This window comes from Neobacillus mesonae, assembly GCF_023715155.1.
GTDB classification, from domain to species: Bacteria; Bacillota; Bacilli; order Bacillales; family Cytobacillaceae; genus Neobacillus; species Neobacillus mesonae_A.
This window is the reverse complement of sequence record NZ_JAMBNQ010000029.1, coordinates 32,348-54,715: the sequence shown is the minus strand read 5'-3', so window position 1 is coordinate 54,715 and position 22,368 is coordinate 32,348. Positions and strand designations below refer to the sequence as shown.

The following is a 22,368-nucleotide window of genomic DNA, read 5'->3' as shown; positions in this document are numbered from 1 at the left end:
ATTTCTATTCAATTTTTTAAATAAAAATTCCAGGGGGAAAACAAAATGTCACAAATCGAAAACCCTCTTTTAACTGAAACGGTCCGTAAAGAGTGGATTGATTACAATGGTCATATGAACGATTCAGCCTATGCTATTGTTTTCAGCATGGCAGTTGATCAGCTGATGGTGGAGTTAGGTATTGATGGGGTCTTTCGAGAAAAAAATCAGTATTCGATATACACATTGGAGACTCATCTATGTTATTTGCAGGAGGCCCATGAAGATCAGAAGCTGCGTGTCATTATCCAGCTGCTTGACTATGATACAAAACGAATGCATGTCTTTTTCACGATGGAAAATGACAACGGCGAACGACTTGCAACAAGCGAGCAAATGCTGATGGGAATGGATATGGAAAACAGTCGTCCCTCCCCTTTTCCTTCAGATATTCAAGCTAAAATTGAAAAACTGGGAGAATTATATCAAGATTGTCCCAAGCCTAATGAAGCTGGAAGGAAAATTGGAATACGGAAAAAATAAAACACTAAAAGGGATGCCCCTATTTTCGGATGGCATCCCTTTTTATTATTTATAATCGGTTAACTGACAAGCTTTGCTTTTTAACATTTCAAAATCACTAGCTTGATTGGCAGTCGTTTGTGTTTTATAAGGCGTTCTGTCACTAAAAGAACCTATTGGCTGCTCTATGAACTCTTTTGCTAATTACTTAGTCGTCTGTACGCCCTATTGGCTCTTTTTATATCTCTTTTACTAATCTATCAGTCGCCAACATATCTTATTAACTTCCCTATGAATGCTTTTTCTATTCTCTCAGACGTTAATACTCTTCATTGCCTTCCCAGAAACTGTTTTCCAATCCGCCTTCGACAATACTCATAAACACCTTATCAAAAATACGCTTCCCTATTGAATCCTCTCCAAAAATCTTTTCGTCCGTTCTTCTTTAGGATTCGTGAAGATTTCTTCAGGCACCCCGCGCTCCATAATCACACCCTGGTCAAAGAAGATGATTTCATCTGCAGCTTCTCTGGCAAATCTCATTTCATGTGTCACCACAACCATGGTCATACCTTCTTGTGCTAAGTCTTTCATGACCCGCAGGACCTCCCCTACCAATTCTGGATCTAGCGCAGAAGTAGGTTCATCAAACAGCATTACTTTCGGTTCGATCCCCATCGCCCGTGCAATCCCGACACGCTGCTGCTGTCCGCCGGATAATTGATGTGGATAATAATTGACTTTATCAGCTAAGCCGACCTTGGTCAGAAGTTTTACAGCCTTTTCCCTTGCATGCTCTTTTGAAATCTTTTTGACAATAACAGGTCCTTCCATTACATTTTCTAATGCCGTTTTATGGGGGAATAGATTATAGTTTTGAAAAACCATCCCTGTTAAACTGCGGAAATCCACTATTGATTTTTTATTTAACTTTTTCTGATTAAAATCCATTACTTTGCCGTCAATTTCAATGGTACCCGCGTTTGGAATTTCCAGCAGATTTAAACATCTTAAGAAAGTGGTTTTACCCGAACCTGAAGGACCAATCATTACAATTACTTTTCCCTTCTCTATCTCTAAGTTAATTCCTTTAAGCACCTCTAACTCCCCGAATGATTTGTGCAGATTTTTTATATTGATCATTGATAAAACTCCTTTTACTGCCGCCTTATTTTGTAACGTATCGTTCAAGTCTTGTTTCGAGTCTGCCTTGAATAAAGGATAAAATCGTACAGATCACCCAATAGATGATGGCTGCTTCAGTATAAAGCAGTAAAAATTCATAAGAAGTCGAGGCAATTTCTTGAGCTTTACGAAACAGTTCAGATACAAGTACAAGTGATGCCAGAGATGTATCTTTTATCAGGCTAATAAAAGAGTTGGATAATGGCGGGATTGATACCCTTGCAGCCTGCGGTAAAATAATCCGCTTTAAGCTCTGAGTATAAGTCATGCCAATGGAAAATCCTGCTTCCCATTGACCTTTTGGAATCGATAAAATAGCCGCCCGTATAATTTCTGACGAGTAGGCCCCCACACTTAATGAAAAACCAATAATAGCTGAAGGCAGAGGATTAATGGTCAAACCTAAATTAGGAAGTCCATAGAAAATAATAAATAATTGGACCAGCAATGGTGTACCACGGATGATGGAGACATAAAAGCGGGCAATCCAATTTAAAACTTTGATCGATGATAACCTTGCTAAGGCAGTTAAAACGGCAAGTATGATGCCTATGGCAAATGTGATTAGGCTTAATGGAATCGTATAGGTAATTGCTCCCTTTAACATCGGTAAAAGGGAGGATCCTGCCAAAGAGAGCAATTCTTCTGCACGTGCAGGATCCATCAAAACATTACTGAGGAGAAACATCTTCACCAAACCATTTTTTTGATTTTTTTAGGAACGCTCTGTCTTCTCTTATATCTATTAATACCCTATTTACTTTTTCCACTAGCCTGCCGCTGCCCTTTACAAATTGTAATCCCATGACATGGGGATTGTCTGTCTTCTTCATTGCTGACCTCCAAGTTTCCTTATTGGAATTTCCTTTAAAAAATGATGATTCAATTTACTATGATTTCCTTTTATTATGTATTAAATATGGTTACACCGTCTTAAACGTTTTTCTAATATTATTATCCTTTCACGATGATTGTATTTTATGTGAGTATTTTCACCATTTTTTTCAATATAAAATGGCTTTAGTCCAACTAACAAACACCCCAAACTTTTTATAAATGGAACAGTAAAAAGCGAAATCCTTTGCTTTTTACTGTTCTGCATGGTATTAGGTTAAATAAATCTTAACCATTTCCCTTCAATGCAGCAAGGACATGAATTGGTTCAGTGGCTGATGGATTTTTTAACAGTACCGCTGTCGTGGTTCCGCTGGCAGGCACCATTTTTACAACAGGCTGGTTGATGGTCAGATTGAAGGATGTTTCTGAAATGTTCATCGTCACATTTGAGTCCTGGGACGGACGTATTTGGCTAAAAATTTCAACGTCTACCCGCCCCGATGACACAAGTTGAAACCATACAATTACTTCACGAAAATTTGAGGTGTCATACTCCACTAATGCTGAACTGCCTGGAGGAATTTGATTTTCGGATGTGCCTGTTCTCGGGGCAGCCTGCAAAGAAGCTGCCACTGGATTTTGAACTGTCACAGGAAATGGGTTATCGGCGCCGCCCAGAATTCTTGAAGAACTGTCTACTACTTTGACAGGCAAAGCCTGCTTATTGGACAATCCTTGATTTACAACTAACGTTTTACTGCTTTCCTTTTTAGGCTTGTCCTTTTCATCTTGTTTTTGCTGTTTTTTTGACAAATCTCTCTCCCTCCTTAATAAACGAAATCTATACATTTTATGTTTGATCCCTTTAATTGAATAAGCAATGTAACATAGTCAAATCGCGGATTTTCTACTAATCTGGCAAGATGTGTTATTATCTAGAAAAGGAGTGAAAAATATGCAATATAAAAAATTAGGAAGCACCGGATTAAAGGTATCTAACCTTTGTTTAGGGACAATGGCCTTTGGAAGATGGATTGATGAAAAGTCCTCTGCTTCTATTATTGAAACCGCTTTAGAAAATGGGATTAATTTTATTGATACAGCCAATTTTTATGGACAAGGGCAGGATACTAAAAATCCCTATGGAACCGGGGAAAGTGAAGCAATTATTGGAAGAGCATTGAAGGGAAAACGGGACCAAGTGGTTCTTGCTACTAAAGTTGGATTACGGATGGGACCTGGGCAAAATGATGTGGGTTTATCCCGGACTCACATTATCCGAGAAGTGGAACATTCTTTAAAACGGCTGCAAACCGATTATATCGATTTATACCAAGCACACCACTTTGACCCAAGTACACCGATAGAAGAAACCTTACGGGCATTTGACGATCTTATCCGTTCCGGAAAGGTCCGCTATATTGGCTGTTCCAATTTTGCTGCCTGGCAAATTGCCAAAGCACATGGTATCAGCGAAAGAATGAATCTTGAAAAATTTATATCGGTACAGCCGCAATATAATTTACTCTCCAGGGAAATTGAAAACGAATTACTCCCATTCTGTGAATCAGAAGGAGTCGGCGTTCTTGTATACAGTCCGCTTGCAAGAGGGATGTTGTCTGGAAAATATAAAAAGAAAGAAGAATTTCCTCCTGAAAGCCGTGCTGCACATGGTGAAAGATTAATCAAACAATACTTCACCGATCGTAATTTCAGCCTTGTCAACCGCTATCAGGAATTAGCGGATCAACATGATGTCAGCCTGGTACAATTTGCAATGTCGTGGATATTAAACCAGCCGGCAGTTACCTCAGCCATCCTTGGTGCCAGCAAAGCTTACCATGTAACAGATGCTGTTAAAATCAGTGACTGGCAATGGCCGGAAGAATTGCTGAAGGAAGTTAATCAATTAACATAGCCAAAGAAAAGGCCCGTTCATTAGAATGGGCTTCAGTTATTTCATCATTTTTGTTCTAAGAAAATAGTATCCACAATTTTATTAACATGTATTTCGGTTGTATTAAATTGCGGAAACGCTAAATCCTCAGGTTTTATGATCATCGGTAATTCAGTGCAGCCTAAAATGATTCCTTCAATGCGATTACGCTCTACCATTTTCAGAATGATATCTTTAAATTTCTCTTTTGTCTCCTGCACGATGATGCCATTTTCTAATTCCTCAACAATTTTTCTATGAATATATTCCTGTTCAGCTAGGTTTGGAACATATATCTCTTTCTGATGGGAAATGAACGGTCTTTGAAAAAAGTCGTGTTCCATTGTAAACTTTGTTCCAATCAGTCCAACCCTCGCCATACCTAATTCTTCAACTCTTTTAAACGTCTCTTCCACAATACTGATCATTGGCACCTGAACCCTTTGCTGAACTTGATCGAACACAATATGAGGAGTATTCGCAGAGATTGCAACAAAGTCAGCCCCAACCCTTTCGAGCTTTTGGACCGCGTCCGTCAAATATTCAATCAAATCTTGTGTTTGTCCATGGCTGATGAAATGAAAAATTTTATACATATTAATACTATTGATGAAAAGTTCTGGCAAAGTTTCTTTACTGCCTTTTCGATTTTGAAACTTTGAAATGATTGATTGATAATAATCAACCGTTGATTCCGGACCTAATCCACCCACAATTCCAACCGTATTCATTCAGATTCCTCCCCGATAAAAACTGACTCCATTTTAACACATATTATTCAGATTTGGATTCTCTGATAAAAGTGATAAAATCCTGGGCCGCTCATTATTGACTTCTTTTTTGAACAGTTTAAACTTTTTAATAGGAGGCTGATGAACATGGCAGAGTTAGAATTTCCATTAAACGCAAAATGGTCTGGTACGGGTAAAGAAGGAGAAGGAGAAATTATAATCGGGGAACAAACCCTGACTTTTTCCGCTCCAGAGAACATGGGGGGAAAAGGGGTTGGACTTAGCCCGGAAGACTTCCTTATCGCTGGGGTTACGACTTGTTATAGCGGTACCTTATTTGCTGTTCTTAAGAAAGCTAAATTACCAGTAAAGGAAGTATCCATCCATTCGAAAGGCATTGTTACAGATTATCCTCTAAAATCAAAATTCAACGGTTTAATCGTCTCTCCAACCATCATTGGTGGTGAAGAAAGCCGGCTCGATGAATACAAGAAAGCAGCTGAAAAGGCACGCCAGCGCTGTTTCATTGGTAAAACGATTACAGGAAATGTTGATTATCGTGTTGGTGAAGTTTCCGTAAAATAATATTCTGAATGAAAAAAGGGGCTGTCCAAAAATTCGACAGTCCTCTTTTTCATTCTATTAAGAAAGGCAGCTTTCTAAGTCCGTCTGCCTTGTTATGAACCGCCAATTTATCAATAAGCTAAAGGTTGTCGTTATGTAGACCAATGACAAATAGGTTCCCTAGTACCACCAAAATGTTGTTAGTGTAAAATTCTGCGTATAAGATCCCCGTCACTGCCCAAGCTTTTTAGAAATGGCCTTTTGACAATATTCGAATGGCAACATTCACTTTATTAATCTAACAACCCTTTCCTATCCAAATATTCCTTGGCAACATCTGACGGTGCACGGCCTTCCACATTTACTTGATAATTCATTTCTCTCATTTCATCGTCTGTAATCCGACCTGCTAATTTATTCAGGGCTGCAGCTATTTCCGGGTATTGGTCCACAGTTTCTTTTCTTAACAGCGGTGCCCCCTGATATGGCGGAAATAGATGTTTATCATCTGCTAGAACTTTCAATTTATATTGGCGTAATTCACTATCTGTAGAATAAGCATCCACCAGGTTTATTTCGCCAGACTCAACGGCTACATAGCGCAATTTTGGTTCCATCGTAACGAGATTAGAAAAGTGGATATCGTACAATGATTGAATTCCCCGGTAACCATCTTCGCGGTCAGAAAACTCTAGAGTGAATCCGGCTTTTACATCATTTTCAATTGCCTTTAAATCTGAAATATTTTTCAGATGGTACTGATCTGCGAGCTTTTTTGAGACCGCCAAGGCATATGTATTGTTATATTTCATTGGTTTTAACATGACCATATTGTACTTTTTCAACAACCCGTCTTTTGCCTGCTGATATACTTTTCCACCATCAGTACTGTTTGCTGTTTCTTTTAAAAATTCAAGAATAGCTGTGCCTGTAAATTCAGGATAGATATCAATGCTTCCTGATTTCAGCGCATTAAATACAAACGAGGTTTTTCCGAGTCCAGGTTTGAGTTCCACTTTGAGGTCTGTTTCATTTTCAATAAGGATTTTATACATATTAATTAAAACTTCTGGCTCAGCGCCTAGTTTTCCAGCTATAACAATTTTTTTATCTTGATGGTGAAACATCGGGGTGACAATGATGGCTAGAGCTAAAACCGCTATACCCGCTATGGTGATCAGAGATTTCTTATACGATAGATTTTCAAATTTTTTAAGCAGATAATCAAAAAATATTGCTAATACAGCGGCAGGGATGGCTCCAAGGAGAATTAGATTGGTATCATTTCTATCGATTCCAAGCAGGATAAGATCCCCTAATCCGCCTGCACCAATTAATGCAGCTAGTGTGGCTGTGCCAACAATTAATACTGTGGCTGTACGAATCCCTGCCATAATGACTGGCATTGCAAGCGGTATTTCCACCTTTATGAGTCTTTTCCGAGTATCCATTCCCATGGCACGAGCCGCTTCTATTAAAGAAGGATCGACTTCTTTTATTCCAGTATACGTATTTCTCAAGATAGGCAGTAAAGCATACGCAACTAACGCAATAATGGCAGGCACTTTTCCGATTCCGAATAATGGAATAAGTATTCCCAGTAATGCTAGCGAAGGGATTGTTTGTAATATCGACGCCATGCCGATAATGACTTCAGCCGCTTTTTGTTTCTTAGTTAAATAAATGCCTAACGGGATGGCAATGATAACGGCAAAGAAAAGAGCAATAAAGGAAATCTGCATATGCTCCCATAATGCACCAAATAGCTGATCATTTCTTTCCTGTAATACTTCTACAAAATTATTCATTTGCCAACCCTCTATCTTGCAGTTTAGTGGAAAAATAGTGGATAACTGCCTGCCTATTTACCAAACCGATTTTTTCACCATTTTTTTCAACAATAAGCTGGTCATATTCGGATAAAAACTCCAATATCCCCTTCCATGAAGTTGAAATTGGGACAACAATGGAAGAAGCCTGCGATCGTTCTTTTTCATTCATCGGCAGCATAATTTCCGTCAAATGAATATCAAACATAGGGTTCCGATACTTTTTACCGACAAATTCTTCGACAAAGTCATTGACAGGATGATTCATAAGTTCTCCCGGCGTTCCAATTTGAACAACTCTTCCACCTTTCATAATGCAAATCCGATCCGCTAGTTTTAAAGCTTCCTGCATATCATGAGTAACAAAAACGGTAGTCTTTTTCAAATTCCTCTTTAATTCCATCATATCATCCTGCAGTTTTTCACGGCTGATCGGATCCAACGCACTAAACGGCTCGTCCATTAAAATGATTTCCGGGTCTGCCGCAAGAGCACGAATAACTCCAACCCTTTGCTGCTGACCACCAGATAATTCACTTGGTCTTCTGTCCAAATATGTATCCGGCTCCAGCCCCGCCATTTCCATTAGTTCCCGAACCCTATTTTTCATTTTTTCCCGGCCCCATTTTTTCATTTCCGGTACAACCATGATATTCTCTTCAATCGTCATATGAGGGAAAAGGGCAATCTGCTGGAGAACGTATCCAATATTCCATCTCAGTTCATGAACGTCATATTCTTTTATATCTTTACCATTAATTGTAATGGTTCCGTCTGATAATGGAATCAATCTATTAATCATTTTTAGTGTAGTTGTTTTCCCGCATCCGCTTGGTCCAATTATGACAAAAAACTCACCTTGGTTAATTTCAAAATTTAATGATTCAACTGCAGGCGTTCCATCCGGGTACATTTTTGATACATTTTTAAAGTTAATCATTGAATCCCCCCTTGTGCCTTATACTACTTAAATAATAGCAAACCCTTTTCACAGGTGTTGATTAGGCATTACACAATTGTATTTAAAAAATAGTGAGCGGCTTTAGAATGTTGAACATTTTTTAATAAAACAATACTAGGCTGCACGAATTGAACCAGGTCATTTATAGGAAGCGTCTTTATTTTGTTGTTAAAAATTTCATACACCTCAGACCTTGGTAAAATGGCTATGCCAATCTCTTCTGACACAAAATTTAATATTGAAAAAATATCTTTACACTCTAATACAATGTTTGGTACAAGCTGTTTTTCACTAAAAAAATTTAATATATTTTCATGCAATGAAAATCCTTCCATAGAACCCAACATTAGAATGGGAAAGTCATTAGCTTCTTTTAAGGTAATCGAGGTTTTATTAAACTTTTCATACCACTTAGCCGGCATGACGACTGTAAAGGGTTCTGGTTTTAACCTTTTGACTTCATACGGCAGCAGATTTGATGGAAGAAGCATAAGTGCTAATTCGATTTTCCGATTTACTAACAGATTTTCTAAATAGGAAGAGTCCCCTTTATAAACATGTATAAATACATTGGGATAGTTTTTTCTGTAAGCATAGATTATTTTTGGCAAATATTTGGCGCAGCTGGAAGAGATACCGATTGATAAAGATCCCTTCACTCCATCCTCAATATCCCGGATTTCCTGCTCAATATAATCCATGGCAGAAAGAATCTGGTTAGCATGTCTATATAAAGTGATTCCTGTTTCTGTCAGTTCCCATTCTGATTTGTAACGTTTAATTAAAGTTGTCTTTAACTCTTGTTCAAGCTTTTTCAACTGCTGGCTTAGTGGAGGCTGTGCCATATGCAGTTTCTCTGCAGCATGAGTAATATTTCCCTCATCCACGATTGTTTTAAAATATTTTAGCTGTCTAATATCCACACTTATCACCCAATCATATGAAAAACGTATGACATTATTATAAATAATATATTTTTCATATTCCAATGGAGTTGATATTATTTTCACATGGCATTTTGCTGTAAATTAAAAGAGGAGACTTGGTATGAAAGAAAAGTTATGGACAAAGGATTTTATCGGTATTACATCCGTTAATTTCTTTTTAATGTTAACATTCTATTTATTAATGGTCACAATTTCTGCCTATTCCGCAGAAAAGTTTGCTTCAAATGAAAGTGCAGCTGGCTTAGCCTCCAGTATTTTCGTCATCGGTGCTTTGGTCGGACGATTATTTGGGGGCAAATATTTGGAGATTATCGGCCGGAAGAAACTATTATTAGCTGGAATGGTTCTAATAATCATTTCATCTATTCTATATTTCTTAACAGGCAGTTATTCTATTTTAATTGCTGTCCGCCTTCTGCACGGTTTTGCTTTTGGGGTGGCTGGTACAGCAACAGGTACAATTGTTGCTCAGGCTATTCCACACACCCGTCGCGGTGAAGGGATTGGATATTTTGCTTTAAGTATGACAATCGCCACTGCCATTGGACCATTTATCGGAATCTTTATTTTGGAACACTTTCATTTTTCAATGATTTTTGTTTTTTGTTTAGTTTGTGCCGTAATTAGCAGCTTCATTAGCTTAATATTAAAAGTGCAAGAAATCACCATTTCCAAGGAAAACCTTGCTGAAATGAAAGGATTCAAATTATCTAACTTTATTGAGCGCAAATCTGTCCCTATTACATTAGCAGCAACGGTTACGGCATTTTGCTATGCTGGGATTATATCTTTCCTTACATTCTTTGCAGCGGAGAAAGGCATTACAGAGGCCGCCGGCTTCTTTTTTGTCGTATATGCTGCAGCTGTGCTTGCAACAAGACCTGTTACCGGACGTCTATTTGATACAAAAGGTCCAAATTTTGTCATGTATCCTTCGATCATTTCGTTTATCATAGGGATGTTTATTTTGAGCCAGGCTTCATCAGGTGTCATTCTATTAATTTCTGGTGCATTTATTGGATTTGGTTATGGAACCTATATGTCAAGTTCCCAGGCCGTTGCCATCAAAGAAGCACCGGCACATCGTGTGGGTCTTGCTACAGCAACCTTCTTTATTTTAACGGATATCGGTTTAGGAATCGTGCCATTCTTACAAGGTTATATCGTACCTTCTTTGGGATATAACGGACTATTCATCCTGCTGGCTATTTTGCTTATCATTTGTTTGCCTTTACATTATTTCTTATATGGAAAAAATGCTAGTGCTGTGGTAAATGAAAATGCTAGTACTGCAAAATTGGAAGAAACGGTTTAATCAATGTAATGAATGACAGAAAAAGGTCAGGCCCCCGGTGTATGAGGATCTGACCTTTTTTTAATGCCTTGGCCCCCAGATAATAACAGAAACCCCTATTAAACAAATAACAGCTCCAATCCAATCATATGTATCAGGTGTTTTTCGGTCTACGCCCCATCCCCACAAAACCGACAAAATGATAAATACCCCGCCATAAGCAGCATAGACTCTCCCGAATGACGGAAACTTCTGCAGTGTTGGGATGATTCCATATAAAACCAAAATAATAGCGCCAATGATTCCAAACCAGTATGGCCTGTCCTCACGAATCCATAACCAGACTAAATATCCCCCGCCTATTTCAGCAAGACCTGCAAGAATAAATAAAATAATGGCGTTCACGGTGGTTTCCTCCTATTTGGTATCACAAATGAACATTCTTTATCAGTATAACCTTGTATATCACCCGCGTGCCAATCTTTTAGACAAAAGTGGAATTCGAGAAAAAAGGGTACGAACCTAATGCTTGTCTTAATTATGCTTCATATAGATATAGTACAAGCTGACAAAAAGGGAATTGGGAGAATGAAACAATCAATACACAAGGGGGAGGACAGTCAAAAAAAACTGAGGCTGGCAGGAAGGAGGGAAATCTTCAGTGTTTTGGATTACAATCTTTACGTTTTTGATGACATTAGTATTTATACTCTGGAGACCAAAAGGCATAAATGAAGCAATACCTGCTACAATCGGTGCGATTATTATTGTACTTTGCGGGAGTGTTTCATTACAGGATCTGGGGATGATAACAGAAACGATCAGCGGTGCTGCCATTACAATCGTGGCAACCATTGTTATGGCCAATGTTCTGGAAAGCTTTGGGTTCTTTCATTGGGCAGCGGAAAAACTCGCGGAAAAAGCGAAAGGATCCGGGATCCGTTTATTTTGGTATGTTAATCTTCTATGCTTCCTCATGACCCTTTTCTTTAACAACGATGGCAGTATATTAATTACCACTCCTATCCTGGTAATGCTATTAAATAACATGGGGTTAAAAAACCAGCAAAAAGTTCCCTATTTATTATCTGGAGCTTTAATAGCTACTGCATCAAGCGCCCCTATTGGTGTAAGTAACATTGTCAATTTAATCGCCCTCAAAATCGTCCACATGGATTTATACCTGCATACAGCCATGATGTTTGTTCCCGCATCACTTGGGCTGCTGCTGCTAACTTGGTTATTATTTCTTCGTTTTAAAAAGGTACTTCCAAAAAAAATACCGACTAGAGTCAAAGGGTTAACACAACCATCCTATCATCCTCTCAAGCCCAGCATTGTCGAACATACGACCGTGAAGGAGCGCTCCAAATTCATGAGGAACGTTCTATTATTTGTATTTGCTGTCCGCCTTAGTCTCTTTGCCGCATCCTTCTTAAATATTCCTATTTCAATCATGGCAGTTATTGGCTCGTTAATTCTTTTAGGATGGAGATGGGTTCATTTAAAAATACCCCCTAATGACATGCTGAAAAAAACCCCTTGGTATATTATCGTTTTTGCCTTTAGTATGTATGTAATTATTTATGGATTAAATAATATCGGCCTAACAGAATGGCTCGTTCAATTCATGCATCCTTTAGTTTCTGGGAGCCTTCTCTATGCAAGCGTATTGATGGGGGTGCTATTATCAATCCTCTCCAATATTTTTAACAATCACCCTGCCCTAATGGTAGGAACTCTTACATTAGTCCAAATGAATCTGGATTCACTCACCTTAAAAATTGCCTACCTGGCAACGGTGATAGGCAGTGACATGGGATCACTGTTGCTGCCGATGGGAACACTCGCCACACTTATGTGGATGCATATTGTAAGAAAAGGTAAAGTAAAGATTACCTGGTGGGAATATATTAAAATCACCCTGGCAGTCATTCCGCCAGCCACATTATTTACATTAGTGATTCTCTATTATTGGGTTTACTGGCTTTTTGGCGGGGTGCTTTAAGGGAGGTATTGATAGGGTGACACCTCCCAAATTTTACTGAGACCATTTGAAAGTGGTGCCTAGAACCCATTCCTTTGTATAATAGAAGAACACCATGCAAAGGAGTAATGGAAATGGAATCTGTTTCATCCGTTTTTAAAAGAAACTGCCATATTGATTTGAGAGACGTTGACTTTAACAAAAAGCTGAAATTAAGTACGTTGTTCAGCTACTTTCAAGATGTTGCAAGCCTTGATGCTGAAAGTCATGGATTTGGAATTGAAACTTTGGAAAAAAAGTTTGGAGCAGCTTGGGTTTTAACCCGGATTCGTGTAGAAATTATTCGGATGCCAAGCTGGGATGAGGAGATTACCATTGAAACTTGGGCGCTTAAACCAAGTAAGATTGAATTTAACCGTGATTACCTTGTAAAAGATGCAAATGGCAATATCATCGTTCGAGCTGTATCCAAATGGGTGATTATGGATATTAAAGAGAGAAAATTAAAGCGCACGGAATTAGTTGAGTTCCCCTTCCAAGTAAACATAACTGAACGTGTAATGGAAGGCAGACTGGAAAAACTAAAGCATTTTGGGAAGCTGGAGCCGGCTTATAAGAAAATTATTGGATATAGTGATATTGATTTTAATGGTCATATAAACAACTCCAAATATGTTGACTATATTATGGATTGTTTTCAGGTCGAGGACTTGAAAAACCATTCCATTCAATCTATTGATATCAATTTTAACCAAGAAGCCTTACCTGGAGATTCTCTCGCACTCTTTAAGGATATTTCCAAATTGGATGAAAATATAATCTACATTGAAGGTGAAAATCAGTCAACCCAAAGCGTTGTGTTTAAATCCTTCATTATAATCAAATAGTGCCAAGAACCACCCTGATGCTGCCGGCTTTGCATCGACATTAGGGTGGTGCCTGGGACCCATTTATTGAATTGGCAGCTCTACTATAAAAATAGTCCCTTCCCCCTCTTTACTGGTAACACGAATCTGGCCGTCATGCAGATGAATAATGGTTTTGATGATAGATAAACCTAGACCTGTCCCCTCAGTAGTTCGTGCCTTGTCTGCCCGGTAAAAGCGGTCAAAGATCCTTTCTGCATCCTCCTGTTTCATCCCAATCCCAGTATCTTCAAAAATAATATACACGGAATGCCCCTTCTCTTTAATGGAGATTTCGATACCCCCATTTGGTTTATTATATTTAATCGCATTTGATAAAAGATTATCCCAAACCGTATTTAATAGAGAAGGATCACCCATTATCTCTACATCTGGCAAGGAATAACTTAACATTAATTCCTTTTCACCTATAGCCCATTGATTATTACGGATAAGATCCTTTAATTGGGTACCAACATTAATTGACTTTTTTGTCAAAACATGCTCATTCTGCTCTAATGAAGCAAGCAGCAATAATTGCTTCGTCAAACTGGAAAGCCTTTTAATTTCATCATTAATAATGGTGATATATTGATCCTTTTCTTCTTTGCTAATGACATCACTTTCTAGTAAATTGGTGTATCCTTTAATATTTGATAACGGTGACTGGATGTCATGTGAAATATTTGAAATAAATTCCTTCCTCATTTCATCCATTTGTTCCAATTGTCTTGCCATTCGTAAAAAACTATGGGAAAGTTCCCCTAACTCATCATGCCGTCTAATATCTAATTCCACATTGAATCGGCCATTTGCTAGTGATTTTGTTGCGTTAGTAAGGTTGGAAATAGGTTTAACTAAATATCTTGTCACAATAATCACCATGATAATCGTTAACGCAATCGATATTCCAAGAATCCAGCCAAATAAAACATGCATCTCGTTAAAAAGAAATTTAATATTAGGTCTCATAAAAAGCCCAAAGTTTTCACCATTATATTTGAGCGGCACTCCTATTGTATTCATTAATTCATTTGCAAAAAATCCGGTGACAAATGTTTTCTGGGGAAAATGCAGTATGCCATGATAAATATGACCATCCAATACAAATTCTTTGGTTGAATCAGCCAGTCGGTCGTCCCTGAAAGATTCACCAAAAAAAGTTTGGTTTCCTTGATCATTAACGAGACAAATTTGGTATCCTGCCGATGATAGACTTTCTAAATATTCCGTCAGACTGATCTCTGGGTGGCTTTCAGCAAAAGAAGCCATTTCTTGTGCTACTTTTGTATTTTTTAGATCATTATAAGACTTTAATTTTTCCTGATAATAGGTATTTGAGATAACAAACGCAAAGATAAAGCTGAGAACCATCATTCCAATGGTCATAACAACGAATTTTATATAGAGTGTTTTCATTTACGCTGGACCTCCAAAAGGTAGCCCACACCGCGTACAGTTTTTATTTGGAAGTCATCTGTCAGTTTAGAAAATCGCTGTCTTAGTCTTTTGATATGAACATCGACCGTTCTCTCATCCCCTTGAAAATCCAACCCCCATATTTGTTCAATTAAGTGCTCCCTGGAAAACACCTGCCTGGGATGTGAAATAAGATAGGATAAGAGCTCAAATTCCTTTAAAGGTAAGAGATATGACCGGTTCCCAATCTGAACCTCGTAGCTCTTTTGATTTATCGTTGTATTGCCCGTACGCAGAATCGATTCATCCGCTTGATGATCGTACCGCCTTAGCAAAGCTTTTATCCGATAGCTTAATTCCTTTGGTTCAAAGGGTTTAACTAAATAATCATCTGTTCCTGCTTGAAATCCCAGTTCTTTATCCTCGATTTGGCTTTTGGCAGTTAAAAGAATGACCGGTATATCATATAGATTTCTAATTTCTTTTGTTAATGTATACCCATCCATGAACGGCATCATTACATCCACTACCGCTAAATCGCATGATTCTTTCCGAAGGATTTCTAATGCTTCCATTCCGTCTTTTGCCTGGAATACTTTATAGCCCTGTTTCACTAAATGAATATCCAGCAGCTTTAAAATATTTTTATCATCGTCAACGATTAAAATTGCAGTCATAAAAATTGCTCCTATCTAGCTTTGTAAAACCTGTCCATCACTCATTTTAATGATATGGTCTGCAAATGGAAGCATTTCTTCATCATGTGTCACCATTAGTGTTGTAATGTTAAGGGTTCTCGTTACATTTAGGATTAACGTCATTACATCTTTTGACCGTTTTGAATCCAAGCTTGCCGTTGGTTCATCTGCAAATAGAACTTTGGGCTTATGAATAATAGCGCGCGCAATGGCAACACGCTGCTTTTCCCCGCCGGATAATGAAGATGGATAGGCATTCTTCCGATGATCCATTCCTACTAATTTTAGTATTTGATGTATTTCCTTTTTTTGTTCACGTTTATTTTTTTTAGATTCTGCCACATCCAGCATCAGCATTAATTGTTCTTCTACTGTGAGAAAAGAAACCAAATGAGCAAATTGAAAGACAAAGCCAAATTTCTCTGCCCGGATTTTACGAACTTGTTCAGCACTAAACTTGGTTAAGTTTTTTCCTTCAAATAGCACCCGGCCGTCTGATGCAGGCTGCAATCCTGCCGCTATGGTCAAAAGTGTGCTTTTGCCGGAACCTGATGCACCAACTAATGCCGTTATCTCCCCTTCACTAAGAGAAAGATTCACTCCTTTTAAAATCTCTTCCTTCACTTCACCATTAGTAAAACTTTTTCGAATTTCCTCCATTGTAAATAGGGCCATCTTACACCTCTCCTTGCTGAATTGCTTGCAATGGTTCCACCTTTTTAATCTGTATACCAGAAAACGTTGCCCCAATAAAACCAATCAATAGGAAAACCAACGACAATAGACCGGTAGTTTCAAGAGTTAAATGAAAAGGGACTCCTTTAGGTGCGGCCATATTAAAAACCTGGCTGATGACAGCAGATATTGAAATTGCCAAGACGGTTATAAACAACATTTGTGTCCACATCATTTGAAACAAAGTCATCGTTTTTACACCGATTGCTTTCAAAATTCCATATAACCCTATTTTTTGAACGTTCATCATGTAAAAAAAGATTGCAAATAACATGCCGCTAATGGCAACTAGAAACCAAATAATCATATTTAATGACATTTGTTCCGCCTTGTAACTCGAGATGGTTTGAAGAAATTCATTCTTTGAAAAGGACTGCAAACCGGCGAATTCTTGTTTAGGACCCTCTCCAGGGATAAATAGTAACTGCATATCATGAACTCGGTACATTTCTTGGTAGTCTTTCATATTAATATAGGCCACTGGTGCATGACTGAATTTACTCTCCTCCACAAATCCCTTTACCTTAAGCTTGCCGTTAAGCTGATTGTTCGTTAAAGTATCGCCAATTTTTATACCACTTTCTTCCAACGAACGATCCAGTATGACTTCTCCCCTTGTTACGTTTTTAAAGAGCTTAGAATCAGTCGATGTCACAAAAGCAACACTTCTTTGCTTCCCATTAAAGTCATTCAAGAATCCCATTTGGATGGAAAAGGCCGATGCATGTGGATGTTTGGTTAAAATGCTCTCCTGGAGGTTCTTATCTATACTTGATAGATTATAAGTTTGATCTGCCTCTTTCGTCATATAAATTTTGCCTTCCGGCAGCTTTTTAATTAAAGCGGCATTATCCTGTGATAATCCATTTGCCAGCCCAGATATCATAAACGTTAACAGACTTACGAGAAACACAATGGAACCTAAAATCAAAAATCTCACCTTATTTTTCTTCATTTCTTTCCATGCCATCTTCATCTTCATACCTCCATGCTTGTTGATAACCTTAGTTTATAACTGGAATATGAACGGAGAATGAACAAAAAAAGAGCCTGACACCACCCGCATTTCGTCGATAATATATCGATTATTCGGGTAGTGCCAGGCTTCTAACGTTTTTTCGAGATTTTATCCGACACTATGGGCAGTGAGACTGGTTCTTTTTACCGTTGTCTGCTTTTTTCATCCCACACGGGTAATAGAGGGTGATCCTTCTTACTGCCGGCCTCTTTTTTCTGCCTTCTTTGGCAATAGAAACCAGTACTTTTTACCGCTGTCCGCCTTTTTCTGCCTTCACGGGCAATAGAGACCGGCTCCTTTTACCGTTGACCTCTTTTTTCATCCACACGGGTAATAGAAACAGGGTCTTTTTACCATCTAGGCTATTAATGGGCAGTAGGGATGGATAACCAATAACCGGTATTCCTTACTTACCAGGATTAACATTAGTAAAAAATCAGTCTACATTCCTTCTATATTAAAGGAAGCAGCATAGAACTGATTCAAAGTCATTTTTATAACATTTTCAGCGCCATTTCCCTTTGAGCATGTGTCCATCCCTGCAGTCCTCCGGTATGGATAAAGAGAATGTTTTTGGCATCTTTAAAAGAACCTTTTTGAATTTCTGATACTAATCCGTAGAATGCTTTTCCTGTATAAACAGGATCAAGCAGAAATCCGTTCTCCCGGGCAATTTTCATGATAAAAGCAAGCTCATCTGGTCTGCTTTTGGCGTAACCATCGCCAATATACTGGTCATTTATCAAAATATCATTATATTCTTTCGGTGCTCTTAGGCCTGCATTGTCATACATTTCATTGAGTATTTCTGTAATGATTTCTACAAAAACTTCCGTATTATGGTCCACAGCAAAACCATGAATTTTTCGGTGCGCTCCCTGTTTCTGATTGGCATACCAAAGACCGGCATACGTTCCACCTGAGCCAACAGCAATGACAATCTCGTCAAAATGGATCCCCAAACTGCTTTCCTGCCGTGATATTTCTTCCATTGCTGCAGCATATCCCAAAGACCCTACAGCATTTGAAGCACCTACAGGAATCACATATGGTTTATAGCCCTGTCCTTTCAGATTCTTAACAATCGCATCCATTTTTTCTTCCCTGGATTCCTCGAGCGGGATCAAATGAACTCGGGCACCAAGTGCTTTATCCATAAACAGATTTCCTTCGAAGCGGGTTGGAATCTCTCCTCTGATAACAAGGTCACATCCTAATCCAAGCTTGGCGGCAACGGCAGCCGTTGCCCGGCAATGATTGGACTGGATGCCCCCCGCTGTAATAAGTGTGTCACACCCTTTTTGAAGCGCATCCTGAACAGAAAACTCAAGTTTTCTTACCTTATTTCCGCTTACTTCCGTTCCTGTAAAATCATCGCGTTTTAAATAGAGATTAACTCCCAGCTCTTCACCAAGATGGTCCAATTTTTGAATCGGAGTTGGCAGATTTGCAATATGTAGTCTTTCCATGTCAATTGCCCCTTTATTGTTTCTTGAAGCCGATAAATACCAAAAGCGAGTCTATAGAAAACCCGCTTTTTGCTAATCTAAATTGATTTTAAAGCCTCTTCGATTGGTGTATCTCCTGAGATTAAGTCAAATGAACGGCGGAATGTATTTTCTTCAGTTAATGCGGCCACTACCGTTTTGGCAACATCCTCACGCGGAATTGAGCTTCTTTGTACATTCTCTGCAGCCATTACTTTACCTGTACCAGGTTCATTGAGCAATCCTCCAGGGCGGACGATTGTATAATTTAACGGACTTGAAATAAGCATCCGGTCTGCATAATGTTTGGCAGCCATATATGGTTTAATTGGACTGTCCTTCCAGCTTTCACGGTTATGAGCTTGGATAGCACTGACGATTACATAGCGCATTGCCCCGGCTTTTTCCGCTGCCTCCATTGATTTTACCGCACCATCCAGGTCTACAAGCAAGGTCTTATCCAGACCTGTTTTACCCCCGGAACCAGCTGAGAAAATAACAGCTTCGCACCCTTCCATTGCTGCTGCAAGATCATCGACACTGCCTTCTAAATTAGCAGTAACCGCTTCAACCCCTGATTGTTTAAGAGCTTCGGCCTGTTCTTCACTGCGCACCATAGCTCTCAATGTATGTTCATCACTAGTTTGCAATAACTTGACAATATGCTTTCCTACCTGCCCATTGGCACCAATTAAAAATACTTTCACAAAGCATCACCCCTTACAAAAGTTTGAATACTTATATTATTTCAAAGATGGGGGCCAGAATCAAAAGAGGTGCCTAAGTTATTCAAATACAGATACCTGCCCCCGCACACCGCCTCTATAGAATTTCTTTTAAGTTCATTCCGCTTTCAATTAAAAACATACAGCTTCGTAAATACCAGGCTGACAAAACGCCTGTGAAGTTTTGTCCTTGTTGTGTTGTTTAATGACAATTAGGTCATCCTCTATTTCGACCCCTTTTCCGATAAGGTTTTTATAACTGGTATGATATCCTCAATGCGATTAATTTTCACATCAGCATGGTAAGTTTCCTTAACATCTCCAAATCCATAGAGACATCCAATAGTTGTTAAATGGTTTTTACGGCCTGCCTCTATATCGGAAAGGCGGTCGCCTGCGATTACCCCCTTTCCCATAAAGGAATAGGCATCTAACAAAATTCTGACTAAATCAACCTTGCTCTCTGTTCCTTGACCACCGGCACTATAAATCCCCTTAAAATACCCTTCTATTGAAAATACCTCTAAAACTTTGTGTACATATTCTTTACTCCCGTTACTTGCAATAAACAGAGGATATCCTGCTTGGTGTAACTCCTTCAGCGTTTCTTCTGCATGGGGAAAAAGCTTTCCTGATTTCGGTATGTATTCAAACTCTGCATCAACTAAGAGAAGAGCTGCTTCTTGAATCAATTCTTTACCGGCATTCGGCAGCAGCTCTGCAAAAATATCTTCTGTCACCATTCCAAGATATTGTTCATAATTTGTTGCAAAATTTATTTGAATTTCGTCCCGATATTTTTGCTTTAGCGTTTCTAATACTTTAGGAAATGTAAGATTGGTCAGCTCTTTACAATCAAATAAAGTACCATCTAAATCGAAAATGATAGGAAAATTTTTTTCTTTCACTAGTATCACCTTTTAAACTTTCATAGTTTATCAAATATTCCTCTTTTGTATAGGCTGGGGGATACATCCCCCAATTAATATTTATCAATAGTTGCTCCAAGAACAGAGGCCCTGATGAAATCAAGCTTTTGAAATCGTTTCAATTCGTTAGGTGCACCCGTTATAACGGCTCCATTTAAACGAATCTTTCCATTCGTCGCTTTGGTGTTTTCCTCCAATCCCATCAATGCTTCATTAATTGAACTTTTATGGTAACCTTGTTTTTTTACCTCTTCCAAAGTCTGGATAAATCCTTTTCCACTTTCTTCTGTAAAGGGCTGTTCTGGTCTGACCGCAAACCCAAAGGCACCCCCGCCGCCCTTCGTTTTTACATTATCATGTTCAAGTGTTGTTTCCATTCTTTCCATTTGGGCAGCCGTTGTGGTATCAACCCATAACCAATTGACGTTTTTCTGTCCAAGCTTCACAGCTGCCTCTGTCAGTGTCATCGGTTTTTTAAAAGAAAGAGCTACTTCAATTAATTTGTTCGTATCTAAGGTAACAGCGATATCGAGTTCATGTGGTAAATAGTCATAAGACAATTTTGGATAATAAAAATCAATTTTCCTTTCATTATTAAAATCATTGTAACGAACATATCTTTTTGCCTCTGGATCCAGTGAATTCATTTCCACCCTGCCGCTTCCTCTTTCAAGGGTTTCAATTCTTCCGAAAACAGGAATCTTTTTCAACTCTTTATCCCAAACAATCGTACGTCCGCCAATGGATTTCCTATATGTAGTCTCCGCGATAACACTAAAAAGATTATAGTTATAGGTAGATGAACTAGGTGAAATATTGGCCCCATGAATGCTGTTGTAAAGTGAATACTGGTTTGTTATCCGTTTATTTAGAATATATTGACTTCCCGAGAAAAGAATAACCAATAAAATCGATGTTGTTAGAATCGCTATAATAATATACTTAATCGTTTGCTTCCACTGTGATTTCTTTATGGCCTTTTGTAAGGTTGAATTACTCAAAAAATCAATTTCTTCCCCATTCTTTTCATGTCTATCGCTCATGGGTTACCTCCTTGTACATTTTCTCTAACTTTTTCCTGGCTCGAAATAAATTCGTTTTGATTGAACTAATACTTACTCCTAACAGTACTGAAATTTCTTCGTATGTAAGTCCTGATTGATATTTTAATAGAAGCAGTTCCTGAAAAAGCGGCTTTAATTGTGATACCGCTCTTCCAAGCTCCTTGTTTCTTTCCTTATTAAGGATGATCATTTCAGGCAGCTCTTCATTATCTATCTTTAAATTCTCTTCGTTGATATTCAGCATATATCTTCCATTTTTCCTGCATTGATCATAAAAGTAGTTCAATGCAACTCGAATTAACCAGCTGCGGATTTTTGAAGTCTTGATTGAATCAAAGTAAAGCAGGTATCGATAGGCCGCTTCCTGTACAGCATCTTCTGCATCCTCCTGCGAAACTCCCAATTTTCGAAGGTATTGAAACACGATATTAAGTTCTGAATTGAGATCTTTATTCTTTTTTAAATCATCCATTATCGTCCTCCTGTTTACAAGACGTATAACTCAATAAAAAGTTTACAATGGGTTGAAAAATTGTAACCATAAACCTTCTACACAATTATTAACTAACATGGGCCAATATCTATTCCTCCTTCACAATGGACACATACATTACTT

24 protein-coding genes are annotated in these 22,368 nt (G+C 38.4%); 6 read left to right on the top strand and 18 right to left on the bottom strand.

Annotated features, from left to right (window positions below):
* Positions 1-45 precede the first annotated feature (45 nt).
* Positions 46-522: a thioesterase family protein gene (locus M3183_RS19565; protein WP_251472305.1), complete on the top strand. Its 477-nt coding sequence runs from the start codon at positions 46-48 to the stop codon at positions 520-522.
* 384 nt (positions 523-906) lie between these two features.
* Here M3183_RS19565 and M3183_RS19560 read toward each other — a convergent pair whose 3' ends face one another.
* The 4 genes from M3183_RS19560 to M3183_RS19545 form a co-directional block, all read right to left on the bottom strand.
* Positions 907-1,644, bottom strand: a complete 738-nt coding sequence (locus M3183_RS19560; protein WP_251472303.1) for an amino acid ABC transporter ATP-binding protein — start codon at positions 1,642-1,644, stop codon at positions 907-909.
* 25 nt (positions 1,645-1,669) lie between these two features.
* Positions 1,670-2,374 (bottom strand): amino acid ABC transporter permease, encoded by a 705-nt coding sequence (locus M3183_RS19555; protein ID WP_285880458.1) that lies wholly within the window; start codon positions 2,372-2,374, stop codon positions 1,670-1,672.
* Entirely contained in the window at positions 2,358-2,519 is a 162-nt protein-coding gene (locus tag M3183_RS19550) for a type 2 periplasmic-binding domain-containing protein (protein WP_251472302.1), read from the bottom strand. Before M3183_RS19550 ends, M3183_RS19555 begins: the two co-directional genes overlap by 17 nt.
* A 289-nt stretch (positions 2,520-2,808) precedes the next feature.
* Positions 2,809-3,336, bottom strand: coding sequence for a hypothetical protein (locus M3183_RS19545; protein WP_251472301.1), 528 nt, complete (start codon positions 3,334-3,336; stop codon positions 2,809-2,811).
* 142 nt (positions 3,337-3,478) lie between these two features.
* Here M3183_RS19545 and M3183_RS19540 point away from each other — a divergent pair, with 142 nt between their 5' ends.
* Positions 3,479-4,441, top strand: a complete 963-nt coding sequence (locus M3183_RS19540) for an aldo/keto reductase (RefSeq protein ID WP_251472300.1) — start codon at positions 3,479-3,481, stop codon at positions 4,439-4,441.
* A 44-nt stretch (positions 4,442-4,485) separates the two neighbouring features.
* Here M3183_RS19540 and M3183_RS19535 read toward each other — a convergent pair whose 3' ends face one another.
* Positions 4,486-5,190, bottom strand: coding sequence for an aspartate/glutamate racemase family protein (locus tag M3183_RS19535; RefSeq protein ID WP_251472299.1), 705 nt, complete (start codon positions 5,188-5,190; stop codon positions 4,486-4,488).
* A 147-nt stretch (positions 5,191-5,337) separates the two neighbouring features.
* Here M3183_RS19535 and M3183_RS19530 point away from each other — a divergent pair, with 147 nt between their 5' ends.
* Complete coding sequence (locus M3183_RS19530; protein ID WP_251472298.1) at positions 5,338-5,775, top strand: OsmC family protein; 438 nt, start codon at positions 5,338-5,340, stop codon at positions 5,773-5,775.
* A gap of 272 nt (positions 5,776-6,047) precedes the next feature.
* On the opposite strand, the gene opuFB is transcribed toward M3183_RS19530, so the two are convergent.
* From opuFB to M3183_RS19515, 3 genes are all read right to left on the bottom strand, one after another.
* Entirely contained in the window at positions 6,048-7,562 is a 1,515-nt protein-coding gene (gene opuFB, locus M3183_RS19525; RefSeq protein ID WP_251472296.1) for an osmoprotectant update ABC transporter permease/substrate-binding subunit OpuFB, read from the bottom strand.
* The gene (locus M3183_RS19520; RefSeq protein WP_251472294.1) at positions 7,555-8,523 is read right to left on the bottom strand and encodes an ABC transporter ATP-binding protein; all 969 of its coding nucleotides are present in this window, start codon (positions 8,521-8,523) and stop codon (positions 7,555-7,557) included. Before M3183_RS19520 ends, opuFB begins: the two co-directional genes overlap by 8 nt.
* Before the next feature lie 68 nt (positions 8,524-8,591).
* A complete protein-coding gene (locus M3183_RS19515; RefSeq protein ID WP_251472292.1) occupies positions 8,592-9,467 on the bottom strand; it encodes a LysR family transcriptional regulator in 876 nt (291 codons plus the stop codon).
* A 124-nt stretch (positions 9,468-9,591) separates the two neighbouring features.
* On the opposite strand from M3183_RS19515, the gene M3183_RS19510 reads away from it, so the two are divergent.
* Positions 9,592-10,806, top strand: a complete 1,215-nt coding sequence (locus M3183_RS19510; RefSeq protein ID WP_251472290.1) for an MFS transporter — start codon at positions 9,592-9,594, stop codon at positions 10,804-10,806.
* Between the two features lie 60 nt (positions 10,807-10,866).
* Here M3183_RS19510 and M3183_RS19505 read toward each other — a convergent pair whose 3' ends face one another.
* The gene (locus M3183_RS19505) at positions 10,867-11,190 is read right to left on the bottom strand and encodes a YnfA family protein (RefSeq protein ID WP_251472289.1); all 324 of its coding nucleotides are present in this window, start codon (positions 11,188-11,190) and stop codon (positions 10,867-10,869) included.
* Between the two features lie 256 nt (positions 11,191-11,446).
* Here M3183_RS19505 and M3183_RS19500 point away from each other — a divergent pair, with 256 nt between their 5' ends.
* Positions 11,447-12,793 carry an arsenic transporter gene (locus M3183_RS19500; RefSeq protein WP_311315386.1) on the top strand — a complete coding sequence of 449 codons (1,347 nt, stop codon included), beginning with the start codon at positions 11,447-11,449 and terminating at the stop codon, positions 12,791-12,793.
* A 113-nt stretch (positions 12,794-12,906) separates the two neighbouring features.
* Positions 12,907-13,659: an acyl-[acyl-carrier-protein] thioesterase gene (locus M3183_RS19495; RefSeq protein ID WP_251472288.1), complete on the top strand. Its 753-nt coding sequence runs from the start codon at positions 12,907-12,909 to the stop codon at positions 13,657-13,659.
* A gap of 63 nt (positions 13,660-13,722) precedes the next feature.
* On the opposite strand, the gene M3183_RS19490 is transcribed toward M3183_RS19495, so the two are convergent.
* From M3183_RS19490 to M3183_RS19450, 9 genes are all read right to left on the bottom strand, one after another.
* Positions 13,723-15,096 carry a sensor histidine kinase gene (locus M3183_RS19490; protein WP_251472287.1) on the bottom strand — a complete coding sequence of 458 codons (1,374 nt, stop codon included), beginning with the start codon at positions 15,094-15,096 and terminating at the stop codon, positions 13,723-13,725.
* Positions 15,093-15,773: a response regulator transcription factor gene (locus M3183_RS19485; RefSeq protein ID WP_251472286.1), complete on the bottom strand. Its 681-nt coding sequence runs from the start codon at positions 15,771-15,773 to the stop codon at positions 15,093-15,095. The genes M3183_RS19490 and M3183_RS19485 overlap by 4 nt, the downstream gene beginning before the upstream one ends.
* A gap of 15 nt (positions 15,774-15,788) precedes the next feature.
* On the bottom strand, positions 15,789-16,469 hold the full coding sequence (locus M3183_RS19480; protein WP_251472285.1) for an ABC transporter ATP-binding protein: 681 nt from the start codon (positions 16,467-16,469) through the stop codon (positions 15,789-15,791).
* A gap of 1 nt (position 16,470) precedes the next feature.
* A complete protein-coding gene (locus tag M3183_RS19475) occupies positions 16,471-17,505 on the bottom strand; it encodes an ABC transporter permease (RefSeq protein WP_251472284.1) in 1,035 nt (344 codons plus the stop codon).
* 536 nt (positions 17,506-18,041) lie between these two features.
* Positions 18,042-19,016 (bottom strand): D-cysteine desulfhydrase family protein, encoded by a 975-nt coding sequence (locus M3183_RS19470; protein ID WP_251472283.1) that lies wholly within the window; start codon positions 19,014-19,016, stop codon positions 18,042-18,044.
* A gap of 77 nt (positions 19,017-19,093) precedes the next feature.
* The gene (locus M3183_RS19465; protein WP_251472282.1) at positions 19,094-19,741 is read right to left on the bottom strand and encodes an SDR family oxidoreductase; all 648 of its coding nucleotides are present in this window, start codon (positions 19,739-19,741) and stop codon (positions 19,094-19,096) included.
* Between the two features lie 242 nt (positions 19,742-19,983).
* Entirely contained in the window at positions 19,984-20,667 is a 684-nt protein-coding gene (locus M3183_RS19460) for an HAD family hydrolase (RefSeq protein ID WP_251472281.1), read from the bottom strand.
* 74 nt (positions 20,668-20,741) lie between these two features.
* Positions 20,742-21,731 carry an anti sigma factor C-terminal domain-containing protein gene (locus tag M3183_RS19455; protein ID WP_251472280.1) on the bottom strand — a complete coding sequence of 330 codons (990 nt, stop codon included), beginning with the start codon at positions 21,729-21,731 and terminating at the stop codon, positions 20,742-20,744.
* Positions 21,721-22,224: an RNA polymerase sigma factor gene (locus M3183_RS19450; RefSeq protein WP_251472279.1), complete on the bottom strand. Its 504-nt coding sequence runs from the start codon at positions 22,222-22,224 to the stop codon at positions 21,721-21,723. Before M3183_RS19450 ends, M3183_RS19455 begins: the two co-directional genes overlap by 11 nt.
* Positions 22,225-22,368 lie beyond the last annotated feature (144 nt).

Excerpts from the sequence above, each read along its gene's own strand:
- M3183_RS19470 (WP_251472283.1), bottom strand. The coding sequence starts at position 19,016 with ATGGAAAGACTACATATTGCAAATCTGCCAACTCCGATTCAAAAATTG.
- M3183_RS19555 (WP_285880458.1), bottom strand. The coding sequence starts at position 2,374 with ATGTTTCTCCTCAGTAATGTTTTGATGGATCCTGCACGTGCAGAAGAA.
- M3183_RS19565 (WP_251472305.1), top strand. The coding sequence starts at position 46 with ATGTCACAAATCGAAAACCCTCTTTTAACTGAAACGGTCCGTAAAGAG.
- M3183_RS19535 (WP_251472299.1), bottom strand. The coding sequence starts at position 5,190 with ATGAATACGGTTGGAATTGTGGGTGGATTAGGTCCGGAATCAACGGTT.
- opuFB (WP_251472296.1), bottom strand. The coding sequence starts at position 7,562 with ATGAATAATTTTGTAGAAGTATTACAGGAAAGAAATGATCAGCTATTT.
- M3183_RS19495 (WP_251472288.1), top strand. The coding sequence starts at position 12,907 with ATGGAATCTGTTTCATCCGTTTTTAAAAGAAACTGCCATATTGATTTG.
- M3183_RS19455 (WP_251472280.1), bottom strand. The coding sequence starts at position 21,731 with ATGAGCGATAGACATGAAAAGAATGGGGAAGAAATTGATTTTTTGAGT.
- M3183_RS19490 (WP_251472287.1), bottom strand. The coding sequence starts at position 15,096 with ATGAAAACACTCTATATAAAATTCGTTGTTATGACCATTGGAATGATG.
- M3183_RS19450 (WP_251472279.1), bottom strand. The coding sequence starts at position 22,224 with ATGGATGATTTAAAAAAGAATAAAGATCTCAATTCAGAACTTAATATC.
- M3183_RS19510 (WP_251472290.1), top strand. The coding sequence starts at position 9,592 with ATGAAAGAAAAGTTATGGACAAAGGATTTTATCGGTATTACATCCGTT.
- M3183_RS19540 (WP_251472300.1), top strand. The coding sequence starts at position 3,479 with ATGCAATATAAAAAATTAGGAAGCACCGGATTAAAGGTATCTAACCTT.
- M3183_RS19485 (WP_251472286.1), bottom strand. The coding sequence starts at position 15,773 with ATGACTGCAATTTTAATCGTTGACGATGATAAAAATATTTTAAAGCTG.
- M3183_RS19530 (WP_251472298.1), top strand. The coding sequence starts at position 5,338 with ATGGCAGAGTTAGAATTTCCATTAAACGCAAAATGGTCTGGTACGGGT.
- M3183_RS19560 (WP_251472303.1), bottom strand. The coding sequence starts at position 1,644 with ATGATCAATATAAAAAATCTGCACAAATCATTCGGGGAGTTAGAGGTG.
- M3183_RS19475 (WP_251472284.1), bottom strand. The coding sequence starts at position 17,505 with ATGAAGATGGCATGGAAAGAAATGAAGAAAAATAAGGTGAGATTTTTG.
- M3183_RS19550 (WP_251472302.1), bottom strand. The coding sequence starts at position 2,519 with ATGAAGAAGACAGACAATCCCCATGTCATGGGATTACAATTTGTAAAG.
- M3183_RS19520 (WP_251472294.1), bottom strand. The coding sequence starts at position 8,523 with ATGATTAACTTTAAAAATGTATCAAAAATGTACCCGGATGGAACGCCT.
- M3183_RS19480 (WP_251472285.1), bottom strand. The coding sequence starts at position 16,469 with ATGGCCCTATTTACAATGGAGGAAATTCGAAAAAGTTTTACTAATGGT.